Consider the following 16,539-nt stretch of genomic DNA (forward strand, 5'->3'; position numbering starts at 1 on the left):
GCTGCCTTTCTAATGGCGGTGTTGTTCATCGCTGGTGGCCACGGGCGCCTCGGGATGCGAGACATACTGCGACCAGCTGCCCGGGTACAGGCCCATGGTGATTCCGGCTGCGGCGGCCGCAAGCACCTGGTGGGCCGCGGTGATCCCCGATCCGCAGTAGGCGACGGAGTCGTTCTGCACCCCGAGCTTCGCGAATTCTGCGTGCAGCACCTGCGCCGGCAGGAAATGCGCCTGCGAGTCGAGGTTGTCGGTGGTGGGCCTGTTGCGGGCGCCGGGGATGTGTCCGGCCACCGGGTCGATCGGCTCTTCAATGCCCAGGTAGCGGGCGGTGGCGCGCGAATCGATCAGCGTGCCGGACACCGCGTCCAGCTCATCGAAGTCCACCACCGGCATCTTCCCCCAGGACAGGGCGACGCTTCCCGGGGGGTTGTGCTCGGCGCCGGAGACGAGTTCGGTGCCGGGAAGCTGCCGCCAGGCATCCAGTCCCCCGTCGAGCACCGTGACCCTATCGAATCCCGCGTGTTTGAGCAGCCACCAGGCGCGGGCCGCGGCCAGCGCGCCGGCGTCGTCGTACACCACCACCTGCGAATCGTCGGTGATCCCCCAGCTGCGGGCCGCCGCCTGGAAATCCTCGGGCAGCGGCAGTGGATGGCGGCCGGTATGAGCCCCGGGGGCCGAGGAGAGCTCGCGCTCCATGTCGACGAAGACCGCGCCGGGGATGTGCCCTGCGGCATAGAGTTCATTGCCGTCATCGCGCCCCAGCGACCAGCGCACATCAAGCAGGATCGGGGCGGGCCCGCCCTGAAGCTGCTGGGCGAGCTCTGCGGCGGAAATCAGCGGGTTCATGCCAGGCCTTCCGGGGTCGTTGCATCGGTGGCCGCCTGCGCGGCGCGTGTCAACAGTTCGCCGACCTCATAGTCGGTGCCGGTCTCGAGCCGTTGGTAGGCGGAGCCATGGTGGGCGGCGATGGTTCCCAGCTGCCTGTCGAACAGCGCCCGGCCCACCTCGTTGAGCAGCCCGTCGTGGATCGGCACCCACAGCTTCGCGGCGGTAGCCACGGCGAAATCGGCGGCCTCCGCCATCTTGCCCCAGGGCCCCATGATCGGCAGCGCCAAAACCTCGGGCCGCACCCCCACCGGTACCTGGTAGCTGTCACCGGGATGGAACAGCGTTTCCTGGCCCACTGCCGTGTCGCCGATCAGATAGCCGACGTTTTCCACCGGGTCGATGGAGTGGTGGATCGTGGCGTGGGTGCCGCCGAAGGTCCGCACCCTGATGCCTCCGACCACGAAGTCGGCCCCCGCGCGCACCGACCGGATCTGCGCGCGCACGGCGGCCGGCAGCTCGGTGCGCAGCGTTTCGGCCAGGGTGGCAGGGGCGAAAAGTTCAAGGACCGGGTTGGCCGCCAGCGCCGTGGCCAGCGCGCCCTGGTCTGCGTGGTCGGCATGCTGGTGCGTGATCAACACCGCATGTTTGCCGCTAAACGCGCCGTCCAGCGCGCTGAAGGTTCCCGGGTCGAGCAACAACGACCCGTCAACTGTGCTAATTTCCAGGCAAGCGTGCCCGCGGGATGTGATGCGCATGTCAATAGCCTAGGCTTGTGCAACCTGCCGCGCCAGCACCAGACACGCCAGCGCCGGCAAAGTTAGCTAAAATTAGGTGAAACCGCCGGTGGCTAGTGTCGGTTCGGCCCGCAGGCCGCAGCACCCGCCGGGCAACGCTGCAGGAGAGGAATGGTGCACACCCCATGGCCCAGCCCGAGACCCGAGTGACCAAACAGCGCCTTGATCTTGCCGAAGCGCTGGAACAGGTCGATGACTTCGCCACCGCGCAGCAACTGCACCGCTGGCTTCAGGAAGCGCAGAAAAAGGTGTCGCTGGCCACCGTGTACCGGCTGCTGCAGTCGATGGCCGACGACGGCCTGGTCGATGTGCTGCGCAGCGGGGACGGCGAGGCGCGTTTCCGCCGTTGCGTCACCGAGGTCCACCACCATCACCTGGTGTGCCGCGTCTGCTCCAAGACCGTCGAGGTCATGGCGCCTTCGGTGGAACGCTGGGCGGCCCGAGTGGCGGCCGAACACGACTTCTCCGACCCGGAGCACACGGTTGAAATCTACGGCGTCTGCGCCGAATGCCGCGCCGCCGGGGCGCAGGCGTCGCCGCACAGCTAGAAATGGCCGTCCTCCACAATTCCGTCGAGAACACCACCGGACACAGCGAAAAAGTCGTGTGCTACTTGGTGCACTGCGGGCACCTACTGGTCTTCACCCATGACGACGTCGACCTCCTGCACACCGGGGTTCAGGTCCCTGCGGGGACCGTCAAAGCCGGCGAATCACCGGCTGTGGCGGCGGTGAGGGAACTAGTCAAGGAGGCAGGCATCAGCGCTGAGGTCCGCGCATACCTTGGCAGCGAAGAATACGACCTGCATCCGGTGCGCGCTGAGCTTGCCACCCGTCATTTCTACTGGATGCATGCCAAGGCCGGGGCTGACCTGCCTAGTCTCAACGAGCAGAATGCTGGCGGCGAGAATGACGCGACGGACGGCAAGAAACGCAACTTTACCTGCTTTTGGATACCGATATCCCAGGCTCATGTGCTGGCCGCCGGATTCAGCGCCAAGCTGGGTGCACTTTCACGGATGGTTCAAGACAACTTGCCCGGTCCGAATTAGCTGCCACGGCGGCAGGTATGCAAGCCCGGGGCCGCTGAGCTCTGCGGCATCTACCGTGCGGCCGCTGAGGACCATGAGCAGCGCAAGCCGCGTCCCCATGATCCGCGGCCCAAGACCCATGCTGAAGCGCTCGTCGTCGGATACCAGCTGCACCCTTTGAGCCAGCTCCTTGGTCCCCGAGAAAGCCTGCGGGGTGCCTGCCTGGTAGCGGATCGCGTATTCAAGGGCCTGCACCGGGTAGTCCCGGCGGATTCCCACCGCGCGCCTGATGTCTTCACCGTGCGCGATCTCCTCCACCAGCCTGCTGGCCAACGGGGCCGGAGGACCGGTGCGCGATGCGGCGGCCGCCTTCAGCCCTTCGAGGGTCTGCTCCGGGGTGGCCGCGCGCTGGGCTGCCACCCCGTTGGCGTTCTGCCGATCGAAGTTGAACCCCGCCCTGAGCATCGCCCGGAACAACCGCGGGCCGGTGGTCAGCGCGTTGTCGACCAGGTGGGCGGCGACGTCGTGCACGCTCCATCCGGCGGCGTCGGAAGCTCCGTTCCACTGCTCCTGGTTCAGGGTGGACAGGTCGGTGATCAGCGCACGGCGTTCATCGTGCACCAGGTCCCAGATATGCTGCGCCGTCGAATCACTCATGCCTCGATCCTTCCCGGTGCGCCGCCGCGGGTCAACCGCGGGTCAACCGCGGCCGGGGACCTGCCTCGGTCGGGCTATACCTGGTGGCGGCGCGGCGAGCGCAGCCTTTCGACTCCACGGCAGACCAGGTAGATCACGAAGGAGATCGTGGTGACATAGGGGCTGATCGGCAGCGAGCCGGCCAGCGCCAGCAGGATGCCGCCGATGATCGCCACCTCGGCAAAGAGCACCGAGAGCACGACGGTGACCAACGGGTTGGAGCTCACCCGCATCGCCGCGGCGGCCGGGGTGATCAGCAGGGCGAGCACCAGCAGCGCACCGACCACCTGGATGGTCACCGCCACCGCCAGGGCGAGCACCATCATGAAGATGATCGACAGCCCGCCGGTGCGCACGCCCCGGGCGTTGGCCACCAAGGGGTCGGCGCTGGCGAAGGTCAGCGGACGCCAAATCACCAGCAGCGCCAGCACCACCACGGCGCTGAGCAGCATCAGTCCGGAGAGCTGGACGTCGTCCACCGCGACGATCTGGCCGGTGAGCAGGCCGAACTTATTGGCGCTGCGCCCCTGGTAGAGCGAGATGAACAAGATGCCCAGGCCCAGCCCGAAGGGCATGAGCACGCCGGTGATGGAGTTGCGGTCCCGCGCCCTGGTGCCGAGCACGCCGAGGATCAGCGCCGCAATCATCGAACCGATCACCGAGCCGGTGACCACGTCCGCGCCGATCAGCAGCGCAAAGGCGGCCCCGGCAAAGGAGAGTTCGGCGATGCCGTGCACGGCGAATGCCATGTCGCGCATCATGATGAAGATGCCGATCAACCCGCCGACGACTCCCAGCGCGGCGCCGGCGATCAGCGAGTTGGACACCAGCGGCAGCAGCTGCGCATAGTCCTGAAAGTTGAAAGCCTTGTCCAGAAAATCCGAAAAGTCCATGCCCGCTCCTACTTTCCGCCGTGCTTCTCGTGGTCTTCGGGGACCTCGGGGTGTTCATGCCCGTCCGGCGGCAGCGCGCGGTTGGCAGTTCCCGCCACCACCACAATGCGTTCGTTGACCCGCAGCACCTCCACCGGGGCGCCGTAGAGTTCGGAGAGCACGTGCGACTGCATGACCTCGTCGACGGTGCCGATGTGGAAGCGCCCCTCGGCGAGGTAGAGGACCCGGTCCACGTAGGGCAGGATCGGGTTGATCTCGTGGGTCACGAAGATCACCGCGCTGCCGCGCTGCACCGCCTGCTGGTGGATCACCTGGCTGATCGCCTGCTGGTGGTGCAGGTCGAGGGACAGCAGCGGCTCGTCGCACAACAGCACCCGCGGATCCCCCGCCAGCGCCTGCGCCGCCCGCAGCCGCTGCTGCTCGCCGCCGGACAGGTCTGAGACCGGACGATTAGCGTAGCCGCTGGCCCCCACCAGCTCCAGCAGTTCGTCGACCTTGGCAGCCACCGACTTCCGGGCCAGCCGGATTCCGAGCTTGGTGCCGTCCACCCCCAGGGCGACCAGATCACGGGCGCGCAGCGGCACATTGTCTCCGAAGGGCCGCTGCTGCGGGATCAGGCCGACCGCCGAAGAGCCGCGGCGCACTGGCTGGCCGTCGATGCGCACCTGCCCGGAATCAAGCGCCGTGGTGCCGAGCATGGTGTTGATGAAGCTCGTTTTCCCCGAACCGTTCGGGCCGAGCACCGCGAGAAACTCTCCCGGCGCTACCTGCAGATTCAGGTCCTGCCACAGCACCCGCCGGCCATAGGCGAGCCGAGCGTTGTTGAAGGTGACGATCTGCGTGGAACTCATCTGCCGGCTTTCTGCATGTTCTAATGGTGCGCGCCGCCGCTGTGGGGCGTTAACGCAAAACTGCGGCACCGCACAAGCGGTGCCGCAGTCAATACTACCAGTTGCGAGTCATTCGCATTACCGGCGATGGGCGGGGCGGGGTTCCTCCGGCCGCCCGGGGCGGCTAATTCACCGGAGTTCCACCGTTTTCAGCCCGCGGCGGAGCGACGCGCTTTCGCGTGGAGTCGCTGATTTCACCGACCAGCACTTCGATGATGTCCTCCAGGAAGACGACGCCAAGGGTGGTGCCTGCCTCGTCGACCACAGCAGATAGGTGGTTGCCCTCCTGGCGCATCGTCTCCAGCGCATCCTCGATCTCCGTGTCCTGCTTGAGCTGGCCCAGCGGGTGCAGCGGAAGATCGCGCAGCGGCGCGGTGGAATGCGCGTCGTCGATGAGCATGACGTCCTTGACGTGCCAGTACCCCACCGGGGTCTCGGCGCGGGTGATCAGCAGGCGGGAGAACCCTGTCTTGCCGACCTTCTTCTCAAACTCGCGCGCGGTGGCCGTGCCCCATTCGAGGGTGAACAGGTCGTCCAGCGGCACCATGCAGGTCTTGGCGGTGAAGGTTGAGAACTCCAATGCCTTGGTCAGGCGCAGCGCATCGTCCTTTTCCAGCGCGCCCTCTTCGGAGGAGGTGTCGATGATGGTGCGCACCTCGGCGGCCGTATAGGAGCTTGACACCTCGTCCTTCGGCTCCACGCCAAATGCATGCAGCACTAGGTTCGCCGCCCCGTTGAGCAGCGCGATGATCGGTTTGAGCACCTTGGACAGCCCCACCAGAGGCATCGCGAGCAGCAGCACCGCCTTGTCCGCGATGGAGACCGAGATGTTCTTCGGCACCATTTCACCGAAGGTCACATGCAAGAACGTGACCAGTATCAGTGCGATCAAGAAGGCGATGGTATCTGCGGCACCGGCGGCCAGGCCCAGCAGCATCAGCGGCTCCGCCAGCAGGTGGTGGATGGCCGGCTCGGAGATGTTCAGGATCAGCAGCGAGCAGACGGTGATGCCCAGCTGGCAGACCGCAAGCATCGCCGAAACGTGCTCCATGGCGAACAACGCCACCTTGGCGCGCTTGTTGCCCGCCTCGGCCAGCGGTTCAATCTGCGAACGGCGGGCGGACATGACAGCGAATTCTCCGGCGACGAAGAATGCGTTGAACAGCAGCAGGATGACAAGCCAGATCAGGCCCATGACGTCGCTCATTCGCCATCACCCTCTTCAACCTCGGCCGGTTCGAAGCGGATCTGGGCGATGCGCCTCCCGTCCAGCTCGGTCACCGTGAAGATGCCTGCGTCGGTGTGCACCGTGTCGTTCAGCTCGGCCATGCGGCCCAGTTCTGCCAGCATGTAACCGCCGACGGTTTCGTAGGAAGCGTCATCCGGCACCACTTCGCGGCCGATCAGCTCGTTGACCTCGTCCGGGCGGTACATGCCCGGGAAGAGCCAGTTGCCGTCGGGTTGGGTGACCGCTTCTTCTTCATCCTCATCGTGCTCATCGGAGACTTCGCCGACGATTTCTTCGACCAGGTCCTCCAGCGTCACCAGGCCTGCGGTGCCGCCGTATTCATCCATCACGATGGCCAGCTGATACTCAGCCTCGCGCAGCTGTTCGAGCAGCACGTCCAGGTGGATGGTTTCGGGGACATAGAGGGCGTCGTGGGCGAACTCTCCCACCTGCAGCGCTGCGCGGCGTTCGCGCGGCACCGAAACGACTGCCTTGATATGGCAGACGCCCTGAATTTCGTCGCTGGAGCCTTCGGTGACCGGGAACCGTGAGAACCCCGTCTCCGCGCTCATCTCAATCAGCTCCAGCAGCGCAGCTTCGGAGTCGATGGTGGCCATCGAGGTCCTCGGCGTCATCACGTCGGCCGCGGTACGTTCGGAGAATTCAATGGTGGACTCGACGAAGCGTGCGGTCTGCACGTCGAGGGTTCCAAGCTGTGCCGAGCGGCGCACCAGGGATGCAAGTTCCTGCGAGGAGCGGGCCGCCGAAATCTCTTCCTTGGCCTCCAGGCCGAAGAAGCGATGCAGCACTGAGTTGGAGAAGCCGTTGAGCACCACGATAAATGGCTTGAAAATTGCGGTGAACACCAAATGCGGACGGGCCAGCGCCTTGCCGACGCCCATGGCCTTGGCAATTGCAAGATTTTTGGGCACCAGTTCGCCGATCAGCATGGACAAGAGGGTGGCGATCACCATGGAGACGACCAGTGAAATCGCGGTGGCTCCGGTGACATCGATACCCAGCAGTTCGAATACCGGTTCCATGAGCTTGCTCAGGGATGGTTCCAGTACGTAGCCGGTCAGCAACGTGGTCAGGGTGATGCCCAGCTGGCAGCTTGACAGCTGGGTTGAAAGCGAGGTCAGGCACTGCATGAGCGGCTTGGCGCCGCGTTCGCCGGCCGCCACAGCCTGGGCAACTGTGCTTTTATCGAGTGCGACCAGTGCGAATTCCACGGCCACGAAGAAGCCGGTGCCGAGAATCAGCAGCAGGCCAAGAACTAGGTAGATCCATTCCATGGGCGGTTACTTCCACCCTCGCAATGATCTGGGTAAAGGTTCATCGTCTAATCGCCCGGGGCAACTAGAAGGCTCCAATCGGGAGCCGGAACCGGTGTGAGATGGACTGACGTGGCCGGCGCTGCGCCCTTGGGCGGCGGGCCGGCTAGGAGAGTGTGATTCCATAGTGCGATTTAGTCTAACGAACCACGGCCCAATCCGCATTACTTTGTGTTCGTGGCGTCGGACGGTAGTGCAAAAACGATAAGCGGGGTGTAATACGGGCCACTTTCGTGAGATTCGATACGTGCCGTGGCCAAGTGCGTAGAAAAGTTACTAGACTGGTGCGCAGGTCTAGAAATATTGTGAGTTCGGCGGTCATTATCACGTCCTCGTCAGACCACCGGCTCAAGCTAGAACAACGTAGAAATCAGGGAAGAGGCGTTGCACGTGCCAGAGCAAGCACACCACCGACTTACTGAAGAGTTTGGTGGAAACGAATGGCTAGTAGATGAGCTATTCGAACAGTATCTCGTCGATAAGAATTCGGTAGACAAGAAGTGGTGGGATATTTTCCAATCCCTCGCCGATGAGAAGTCGACTCCATCAGCAGCAGCACCGGCAGCGAAGCCGGCGGCAGCAGCACCCGCAGCTAATGCAGCTGCCGACAACGGCGTAGGAGCCCCTCGTGCCGCAACCGCGGCCCGCTCCACCGAGCCCGTCGCTGCACCGGTCGCAGCTCCAGCTGCTGCAGCAGCACCGGCACCTGCAAAGAAGGCGGAACCAGCACCGAAGACGGCGCCGATTCCTGCCCAGGCCCCGAAGGCCACCCCATCCACCGAATTGTTCGGTGAAGAAAAGCGCACCGCCCTGCGCGGCCCGCTGAAGGCCATCGCGACCAACATGGACGCCAGCCTGACCGTGCCAACTGCAACCACCGTGCGTGCAGTGCCGGCCAAGGTGATGATCGACAACCGCATCGTCATCAACAACCACCTCAAGCGCGCCCGCGGCGGCAAGATCTCCTTCACCCACCTGATCGGCTTCGCCGTGATCCGTGCGCTGAAGCAGATCCCATCGATGAACGTCACCTACGACGTCATCGACAAGAAGCCAACCGCCATCCAGCCGGCCCACGTGAACTTCGGCATCGCCATCGATATGCCAAAGCCGGACGGCACCCGCATGCTGGCAGTGCCGAACATCAAGGCGGCCGAGACCCTGAGCTTCAACGAGTTCTGGGCCACCTACGAAGATTTGATCAAGCGCGCCCGCGGCAACAAGCTGACCGCCGACGACTACGCCGGCACCACCGTGTCGCTGACCAACCCGGGCGGCATCGGCACCGTGCATTCGGTGCCCCGCCTGTCCAAGGGCCAGGCAGCGATCATCGGCGTCGGCGCCCTGGAATACCCAGCAGAGTACCGTGGCTCCGCTGAGAAGACCGTGGCGCTGCTGGGCATCGGCAAGCACATCACCCTGACCTCCACCTACGATCACCGTGTCATCCAGGGTGCAGGTTCGGGCGAATTCCTGAAGCTGGTTGAGTCGCTGCTGCTGGGCGAGCAGGGCTTCTACGACGAGATCTTCGAGCAGCTGCGCATCCCTTACGAGCCGATCCGTTGGGCGGTAGACAACCAGGTCGACATCGACCTGCAGGTCAACAAGGTCGCCCGCATCCAACACCTGATCAACTCCTACCGCGTGCGCGGCCACCTGATGGCTGACACCAACCCGCTGGAGTACGTCCAGCGCAAGCACCCGGACCTGGACATCAAGTCCTACGGCCTGACCCTGTGGGATCTGGACCGCGAGTGGCTGGCCGGCGGCCTGGGCGGCAAGGACCGCGCGCTACTGCGCGACATCCTGGGCATCCTGCGCGACGCCTACTGCCGCACCATCGGCACCGAGTACATGCACCTGAACAACCCGGTGGAGCGCGAGTGGTTCCAGGCCAAGCTGGAGCACGGCTACACCAAGCCAAGCCGCGAAGAGCAGCTGCGCATCCTGTCCAAGCTGAACTCCGCCGAGGCGTTCGAGACCTTCCTGCAGACCAAGTTCGTCGGCCAGAAGCGCTTCAGCCTTGAGGGCGGCGAGTCGCTGATCCCACTGCTTGACGCCATCATCTCCGACGCTGCCGACGCGCAGCTGAACGAGGTGGCCATCGGCATGGCCCACCGCGGACGCCTGAACGTGCTGACCAACATCGCCGGCAAGACCTTCGGACAGGTCTTCCGCGAGTTCGAGGGCACCGCTACCCCGGGCTCGGTCCAAGGATCGGGCGATGTGAAGTACCACCTAGGCACCGAGGGCTCCTACACCTCGGACTCGGGTAACACCACCAAGATCTACCTGGCTGCGAACCCATCGCACCTGGAGGCAGTGGACCCGGTGCTCGAGGGCATCACCCGCGCCAAGCTGGACCGGCTGAACTCCCGCGAGGCAGTCCTGCCGATCCTGGTCCACGGCGATGCAGCATTTGCCGGCCAGGGCGTGGTCTCCGAGGTATTGGCCATGAGCCAGCTGCCCGGCTACAAGACCGGCGGCACCATCCACCTGATCGTGAACAACCAGATCGGCTTCACCACCGCTCCGAGTTCTTCGCGCTCCTCGGTCTACGCCACCGACATCGCACGCAGCGTGCAGGCACCGATCTTCCATGTCAACGGGGACGACCCGGAGGCAGTGGTCCACGTGGGCCAGCTGGCCTTCGAGTACCGCCAGAAGTTCGGCAAGGACGTCGTCATCGACCTGGTGTGCTACCGCCGCCGCGGCCACAACGAGGGCGACGACCCATCGATGACCCAGCCGATCATGTACAACCTGATCGAGGCCAAGCGCTCAACCCGCAAGCTGTACACCGAGGCCCTGGTCGGCCGCGGCGACATCACGCAGGAAGAGGCTGACAACGCACTGGCCGAGTACAAGGAATCTCTGGAGCGCATCTTCGCGGAGACCCACGCCGCCCAGACCTCGCCGATCCCGATCATCACCCCGGGCTCGACCATCAACGACCTGGAGAAGCCATTCGCCCAGGCCGCTGACGAGGGCACCATTGACGGGGCCCGTCCGTCGGCGATCTCCCCGCAGACCCTGGCGCACATCGGTGCCGCCCACCTGGCAGTGCCGGAGGGCTTCACCATGCACACCAAGCTCAAGTCGCTGCTGGAGCGCCGCGAGAAGATGTCCCGCGAAGGCGGCATCGACTGGGGCTTCGCCGAGCTCGCTGCCCTGGGCTCGCTGTCCATGGAAGGCGTGCCGGTCCGCCTGGCAGGCCAGGACTCTCGCCGCGGCACCTTCGTGCAGCGCCACTCGGTCTTCCACGACCGTGAGAACGACAACGAGTGGTACCCGCTGCACCACCTGAGCGACGACCAGGCCCCACTGTGGATCTACGACTCGCTGCTCTCCGAATACGCAGCCCTCGGCTTCGAATACGGCTACTCGGTGGAGCGCCCGGATGCACTGGTGATGTGGGAGGCTCAGTTCGGCGACTTCGTCAACGGCGCCCAGACCATCATCGACGAGTTCATCTCCTCGGCTGAGCAGAAGTGGTCGCAGTCCTCCTCGCTGGTCATGCTGCTGCCTCACGGCTACGAAGGCCAGGGTCCGGACCACTCCTCGGCCCGCATCGAGCGCTTCCTGCAGCTGTGTGCAGAGAACAACATGGTGGTGGCCCAGCCTTCCACCGGTGCCAACCACTTCCACCTGCTGCGCCGCCAGGCCTACGCCCGTCCGCGCAAGCCGTTGATCGTGTTCACCCCGAAGCAGCTGCTGCGCCTGAAGGCCGCAGCCAGCTCGGTGGAGGACTTCACCACCGGCGGCTTCCAGGAAGTCATCGGCGATGCATCGATCGCCAATGCGGCGGCAGTGGACAAGGTGCTGCTGTGCTCGGGCCGCGTCTACTACGACCTGCTCGCAGCTCGCACCAAGGCCGGCGATGAGAAGACCGCGATCGTCCGTGTGGAGCAGCTCTACCCTGCACCGGTGGAGCAGATTGCCGCCGAGCTCGCCAAGTACCCGAACGCGGAGGTCACCTGGGTTCAGGACGAGCCATCCAACCAGGGGCCATGGACCTACTTTGGCCTGTACGTCGCGCCGCGACTGCCGCAGAAGGTCAACTTGGTGTCCCGTCCGGGGTCGGCGGCGACCTCGGCAGGTAACGCCAAGCGCCACGAGGCTGAAAACGCCATTCTGATGCAGCAGGCATTCGCCCGCTAAACCAGCTGCGCGCCAAGCACCACCGGCCGGCGAGCCGTCCTCACAAGGGAAGGTTCGCCGGCTGTGGCATTTAACCCGCCCCAGCCTCCCGGATCGAGCCCTGCAACACTGCTAAGGTTGAGTCCGATTCATCTTTTGCCAACGAAAGGTCGCCAGTTGGAGTTACGAACCATCCGCATTACAGCAATCGGAGACGAACTTCTGGCAGGTCATGGCGACCCGCGGGCACTTGGTTGGTTTGGCCGTGTCATGGCCCGCACCCAGGATCCGAGCCTGCGGCTGCAGTCATTTGTGCTCGCAGCCCCCGCAGAAGGCTCCGAAGCGCTGGCCGAACGCTGGCTCGGCGAAGCGACGCGGCGTTTCAGCGACCAGTATGAGAACCGTTTGGTCATCGCACTTTCAGACCGCGACGTGGATCTGGAGGTCAGCACCGCGCGCAGCCGCCTGAACCTCGCAAACATCCTGGACTCAGCGTCGCAGATGAACATCAAGGCCCTGCTGGTGGGACCGGCCCCCGGGCTGGACGAGGCACGCAACGAGCGGGTCGCCGAACTCAACCGGGTCTACGCCGACGTCGCGATGCGCCGCAACCACCACTACATCGACACCTTTGCCCCGCTGCGCACGCATGCGCAGTGGCGAGCCGATCTCAACGCCTCGGGAGGCGTGCCAGGCCAAGCCGGGTACGGACTCATGGCATGGCTGGTGCTGCACCGCGGCTGGTATTCCTGGCTGCAGCTGCCGGAGCCAAGCGCAGGCTAGACACACGGCATTCCTCCGCTCCTCGCGGAGGGCCGATGGGCTGGACACCACAGTCGCCCGTTAGGTTTTTGAACCGGAAATGTGAAAGACTATTAGTCGGCCCGAACCTCTCGGGCGGTTGAAATGATCCCTCTAAGGAGTCACCATGTCGAAGCGCGCACGTAAGCGTCGCGATCGCAAGCGTGGCGGTGCCAACCACGGCAAGCGTCCAAACAGCTAAGCGAAGCGAAAAGACGAAGAACCCCGTACCTCTCGAATATTTCGAGTGATACGGGGTTTTTTCTTCGGCCTTTGGCAGCTAGTGACCGGATTCGATCCGAATCTGCGAGATGCGAGTGATGATATTGGCCTTGAGCTGCTGCGGTGCGTGTTCCTGGCAGCTGCGGCGCACCACCGAACGGATGATGCATTCAAGATCGTATTGCTCGGTGCATTCCGGGCACTGCTCCAGATGCGATTTAACCTCTTTGAGGTCGGCCAGGGTCAGCGCGCCGTCGAGGTACTCGTAGATGCGCACCATGCGGTCATCGGCGCAGTCCCCCAATGAATTGCAGTCCATCTTACTTCGTCCCTCCATCAACCTTGGCTGCGGGTTTGTCCGCTGCCCTGATTCCACGATCTGCCGCGTAGTCTGACAATAAATCTCGCAGCTGCTTGCGTCCACGGTGCAACCGGGACATGACGGTGCCGATCGGCACCCCAAGGATCTCGGAGGCTTCCTTGTAGCTGAAGCCCTCGACGTCGACGAAATAGACTGCCATGCGGAAATCCTCGCCAATGGACTGCAATGCAGCCTTCACGTCGGAATCCGGCAGGTGATCCAGCGCCTCGGCCTCGGCCGAACGCAGTCCGGTGGCCGAATGCTCCATCGCCGAGGCCATCTGCCAATCCTCAACGGTGTCCGTGCTGGTCCGTTGCGGTTCGCGCTGGCGTTTGCGGTAGAGGTTGATATAGGTGTTGGTCAAGATGCGGTACAGCCACGCCTTGAGATTGGTTCCGGGCTTGTACTGGTGGAAGGCCGAGTAGGCCTTCGTGTATGCCTCTTGAACCAGATCTTCGGCGTCGGATGGGTTGCGTGCCATGCGCAACGCAGCCGAATACAGCTGGTCGACATAGCCCAGTGCATCCCGTTCGAACCGCTCGCGGCGCTGTGCCTCGGTCTCGACGCTCACATCGGGAAGATTCGCGTCCACACTCTCATTAGTCATCGTCTTAGAGTCTACGCGTTTACGCCGGGCATCGGACAGTGATGTACCCGGCCGTGGTGCATTGTCCACGACACAGGTGCTGCCTCCCGCACTGCAGGTGTCTTCAATCGTCGTCACACTTGATACAACCGACGGCTTTCATCCCTTATTCCCCGGGCATTCTCGGCTAGGATTTAACTACCGATGCCGTGCATGCCCGGCGGCCATCCACGCGTCTCCCATTGGCGGCTTGAGCAGGCGCCCTGATAGTAAGGAACAGCCAACATCAGCACCCTACCCAGCACTGGAAGCAGCAACGGCCACGAGGAACAGTCGAACTGGTGGCCTGCCCCCTATGCGCAGGCACCGCTTGACGCAACAGTCCTCGTCCCAGCTTCCAAGTCGCTGACCAACCGGTATCTGATCCTGGCCGCGCTGGCCTCCTCGCCCTCCACGATTCACAACACCCTAATCAGCCGGGACACCGAGCTGATGCTGCAAGCGCTCGAGGCGTTCGGTGTAGAGATCAGCCGCCAGAAGCTGCCCGACGGATCCACCACGGTGCTCGTCACTCCCCCGCAGCAGCTGAATTCATCCCCCGCACCGATCGACTGCGGACTTGCAGGCACCGTCATGCGTTTCGTACCCGCCCTGGCAGCCGTAGCAGCGGCAGAAGCTTCCTTCGACGGCGACGTGTCAGCACGGGTCCGCCCGATGGCCCCGGTGCTCGATGCGCTGGCGGCGCTCGGCGTCAAATTCAGCTTTGCCGGCGAGCCGGGCAAGCTGCCCTTCACCATGGATGCACGGGAGCTCGGCACGGGTCGGACCGTCGACATCGACGCCTCGGGCAGCTCGCAATTCATTTCTGCACTGCTGCTTGCGGCGCCGGCATTGCCCGGCGGCCTGCACCTGCGCGCCGCCGAAGGCCATATCGCCTCCCCCGATCACATCAACATGACCGTACAGACCCTGCGCGAACTCGGCGCCGAGCTCGAGGTTGACCAGGACGGTCGCGGCTGGAATGTGGCCCCTGGGCGCATCTCAGGCTTCACCGTCACCGTCGAACCTGACCTGTCCAACGCCGGGCCGTTCCTCGGCGCCGCCCTGGCTGCCAACGGCACCGTGCGCGTGCCGTTCTGGCCAACGCAGAGCACCCAGGTCGGGGGCAAATGGGTGCAGATTCTTCGCAGCATGGGCGCCGAGGTGTCACTGGGAGGGGACGGGGTGCTTGCGGTGCGCGGCACCGGGGTCATCCACGGCATCGATTATGCCGACGCCTCAGAACTCGCGCCCACCCTTGCCGCGCTGTGTGCGCTGGCCGACGCTCCGAGCCGGCTGACTGGGATAGGGCATCTGCGCGGACATGAAACCGACCGCCTGGCAGCCCTGGAAGCAGAACTGGCAAAGGTCGGAGCCACGGTGCAGGCTACCGACGACGCGCTGCTGATCACCCCGGGGCCGCTGCGGGCCGCCGATCTTGAAAGCTACGAGGACCATCGCATGGCCACCGCGGGGGCGCTGCTGGGCTTGGCCATCGAGGGCATCCGCGTGCAGGACATCGCCACCACCTCCAAAACCATGCCGGATTTCCCCGGGCTGTGGACGGCGATGGCTGCCACCGGAGGGAAGCAGGCATGATGCGCTACTCGGAGTACGACGAATCTGCGGTCCGGGTCCGTCCTAACAAGCGCGGTTCTCGCCCGCGCACCAAGGACCGCCCCAGCTACGACAAGGCTCAGATCGGGCGCATCATCACCGTCGACCGGGGCCGCTACACCGCCATCCTCGACGAAGACACCGCCAAGGAGCGCATCGTCATCGCCGCCCGCGCCCGCGAACTGCGCCGCCAGGCCATCGTCCCCGGCGACCGTGTGGCGCTGGTCGGAGATACCTCCGGCAACCCGGACACCCTGGCACGGCTGGTGCGCATCGAAGAGCGCAGCACCCTGCTGCGCCGCAGCGCCGATGACACCGACGCCACCGAGCGCGTGGTGGTGGCAAATGTAGACAAGCTGGTCATCGTGGTGGCGGCGGCGAACCCCGAGCCGCGCACCGGGTTCGTCGACCGCGCCCTGGTCGCCGCCTACGACGCGGGCATTCAGCCGGTGCTTTGCGTGACCAAGGCCGATGTCAAGGATCCTGAGGAGTTCCTCTCGCACTATGAGGGTCTCGATCTTCCGGTGGTCATCTCCCGCACCACCTCCGCGGAGGCCTCCGGCGTCGACGCCCGCGGGGCCGACGGCTCCAGCGCCCGATTGGACGCCGCGGCGTTGAGCGAACTTGAGGAACTGCTTGCGGGGTGCGTTTCGGTGGTGCTGGGGCATTCGGGCGTGGGCAAATCCACCCTGGTCAACGCGTTGACCGGTGCCGAACGCGCCACCGGGCACGTCAATGCGGTCACCGGCCGCGGCCGCCACACCTCGTCCAACGCGCTGGCGCTGCGCCTGGGCGATACCCCCGGGTCATGGCTGATCGACACCCCTGGCATCCGTTCCTTCGGGCTGGGCTTGGTGGACTCTGAGAACATCCTTGCCGCCTTCGAGGATCTGGCGCAGATCGCCACCGGGTGCCCACGCGGCTGCACCCACGCCGAGTCAGAAGCAGGCTGCGCCTTGGATACCTGGTCAAAGGAGGAGTCGACCCCTGCACACGCGGCGGCACGTCTCGCCTCCTATCGGCGCCTGGTCACCACCGAGGAAACAACCCACGAAAAGGAGCTCGGCGCCCTCTAGGGCG

16 protein-coding genes are annotated in these 16,539 nt (G+C 64.7%); 7 read left to right on the plus strand and 9 right to left on the minus strand.

Annotated elements, in window-relative coordinates:
- Positions 1-9 precede the first annotated feature (9 nt).
- Positions 10-846, minus strand: coding sequence for a rhodanese-like domain-containing protein (locus tag RUH64_RS06415; protein ID WP_313812217.1), 837 nt, complete (start codon positions 844-846; stop codon positions 10-12).
- Complete coding sequence (locus RUH64_RS06420) at positions 843-1,583, minus strand: MBL fold metallo-hydrolase (protein ID WP_313812218.1); 741 nt, start codon at positions 1,581-1,583, stop codon at positions 843-845. The genes RUH64_RS06415 and RUH64_RS06420 overlap by 4 nt, the downstream gene beginning before the upstream one ends.
- A gap of 164 nt (positions 1,584-1,747) precedes the next feature.
- Here RUH64_RS06420 and RUH64_RS06425 point away from each other — a divergent pair, with 164 nt between their 5' ends.
- Positions 1,748-2,170 (plus strand): Fur family transcriptional regulator, encoded by a 423-nt coding sequence (locus RUH64_RS06425; RefSeq protein WP_313812220.1) that lies wholly within the window; start codon positions 1,748-1,750, stop codon positions 2,168-2,170.
- Positions 2,131-2,673, plus strand: coding sequence for an NUDIX domain-containing protein (locus tag RUH64_RS06430; RefSeq protein ID WP_313812221.1), 543 nt, complete (start codon positions 2,131-2,133; stop codon positions 2,671-2,673). Before RUH64_RS06425 ends, RUH64_RS06430 begins: the two co-directional genes overlap by 40 nt.
- On the opposite strand, the gene RUH64_RS06435 is transcribed toward RUH64_RS06430, so the two are convergent.
- From RUH64_RS06435 to RUH64_RS06455, 5 genes are all read right to left on the minus strand, one after another.
- Positions 2,635-3,309, minus strand: a complete 675-nt coding sequence (locus RUH64_RS06435; RefSeq protein WP_313812222.1) for a maleylpyruvate isomerase family mycothiol-dependent enzyme — start codon at positions 3,307-3,309, stop codon at positions 2,635-2,637. The genes RUH64_RS06430 and RUH64_RS06435 overlap by 39 nt on opposite strands.
- Before the next feature lie 74 nt (positions 3,310-3,383).
- Positions 3,384-4,241 (minus strand): metal ABC transporter permease, encoded by an 858-nt coding sequence (locus tag RUH64_RS06440; RefSeq protein ID WP_313812223.1) that lies wholly within the window; start codon positions 4,239-4,241, stop codon positions 3,384-3,386.
- An 8-nt stretch (positions 4,242-4,249) separates the two neighbouring features.
- Entirely contained in the window at positions 4,250-5,092 is an 843-nt protein-coding gene (locus tag RUH64_RS06445; RefSeq protein ID WP_313812224.1) for an ATP-binding cassette domain-containing protein, read from the minus strand.
- Between the two features lie 163 nt (positions 5,093-5,255).
- Complete coding sequence (locus RUH64_RS06450) at positions 5,256-6,338, minus strand: hemolysin family protein (RefSeq protein ID WP_313812226.1); 1,083 nt, start codon at positions 6,336-6,338, stop codon at positions 5,256-5,258.
- On the minus strand, positions 6,335-7,654 hold the full coding sequence (locus RUH64_RS06455) for a hemolysin family protein (protein ID WP_313812228.1): 1,320 nt from the start codon (positions 7,652-7,654) through the stop codon (positions 6,335-6,337). The genes RUH64_RS06450 and RUH64_RS06455 overlap by 4 nt, the downstream gene beginning before the upstream one ends.
- Positions 7,655-8,083: 429 nt before the next feature.
- Here RUH64_RS06455 and RUH64_RS06460 point away from each other — a divergent pair, with 429 nt between their 5' ends.
- The 3 genes from RUH64_RS06460 to RUH64_RS16895 all read left to right on the plus strand — a co-directional run bounded on the left by RUH64_RS06460 (position 8,084) and on the right by RUH64_RS16895 (position 12,836).
- Positions 8,084-11,854, plus strand: a complete 3,771-nt coding sequence (locus RUH64_RS06460) for a multifunctional oxoglutarate decarboxylase/oxoglutarate dehydrogenase thiamine pyrophosphate-binding subunit/dihydrolipoyllysine-residue succinyltransferase subunit (RefSeq protein ID WP_313812229.1) — start codon at positions 8,084-8,086, stop codon at positions 11,852-11,854.
- Positions 11,855-12,010: 156 nt separating this feature from the next.
- A complete protein-coding gene (locus RUH64_RS06465) occupies positions 12,011-12,616 on the plus strand; it encodes a GDSL-type esterase/lipase family protein (RefSeq protein WP_313812230.1) in 606 nt (201 codons plus the stop codon).
- Positions 12,617-12,761: 145 nt separating this feature from the next.
- Positions 12,762-12,836, plus strand: a complete 75-nt coding sequence (locus tag RUH64_RS16895; RefSeq protein ID WP_369299107.1) for a 50S ribosomal protein bL37 — start codon at positions 12,762-12,764, stop codon at positions 12,834-12,836.
- A gap of 78 nt (positions 12,837-12,914) precedes the next feature.
- On the opposite strand, the gene rsrA is transcribed toward RUH64_RS16895, so the two are convergent.
- Positions 12,915-13,175 (minus strand): mycothiol system anti-sigma-R factor, encoded by a 261-nt coding sequence (gene rsrA / locus RUH64_RS06470; RefSeq protein WP_141365610.1) that lies wholly within the window; start codon positions 13,173-13,175, stop codon positions 12,915-12,917.
- A gap of 1 nt (position 13,176) precedes the next feature.
- Positions 13,177-13,824 carry a sigma-70 family RNA polymerase sigma factor gene (locus tag RUH64_RS06475; protein ID WP_313812231.1) on the minus strand — a complete coding sequence of 216 codons (648 nt, stop codon included), beginning with the start codon at positions 13,822-13,824 and terminating at the stop codon, positions 13,177-13,179.
- Between the two features lie 264 nt (positions 13,825-14,088).
- Between RUH64_RS06475 and aroA the strand changes: the two genes are divergently transcribed.
- Together aroA and RUH64_RS06485 are read left to right on the plus strand one after the other, a co-directional pair.
- The gene (aroA, locus tag RUH64_RS06480) at positions 14,089-15,441 is read left to right on the plus strand and encodes a 3-phosphoshikimate 1-carboxyvinyltransferase (protein WP_313812331.1); all 1,353 of its coding nucleotides are present in this window, start codon (positions 14,089-14,091) and stop codon (positions 15,439-15,441) included.
- Positions 15,441-16,535, plus strand: a complete 1,095-nt coding sequence (locus RUH64_RS06485) for a ribosome small subunit-dependent GTPase A (protein ID WP_396275992.1) — start codon at positions 15,441-15,443, stop codon at positions 16,533-16,535. Before aroA ends, RUH64_RS06485 begins: the two co-directional genes overlap by 1 nt.
- The last annotated feature ends 4 nt before the right edge of the window (positions 16,536-16,539 follow it).

The sequence above is a fragment of the Glutamicibacter sp. genome (assembly GCF_032154645.1).
Taxonomy (GTDB): Bacteria; Actinomycetota; Actinomycetes; order Actinomycetales; family Micrococcaceae; genus Glutamicibacter.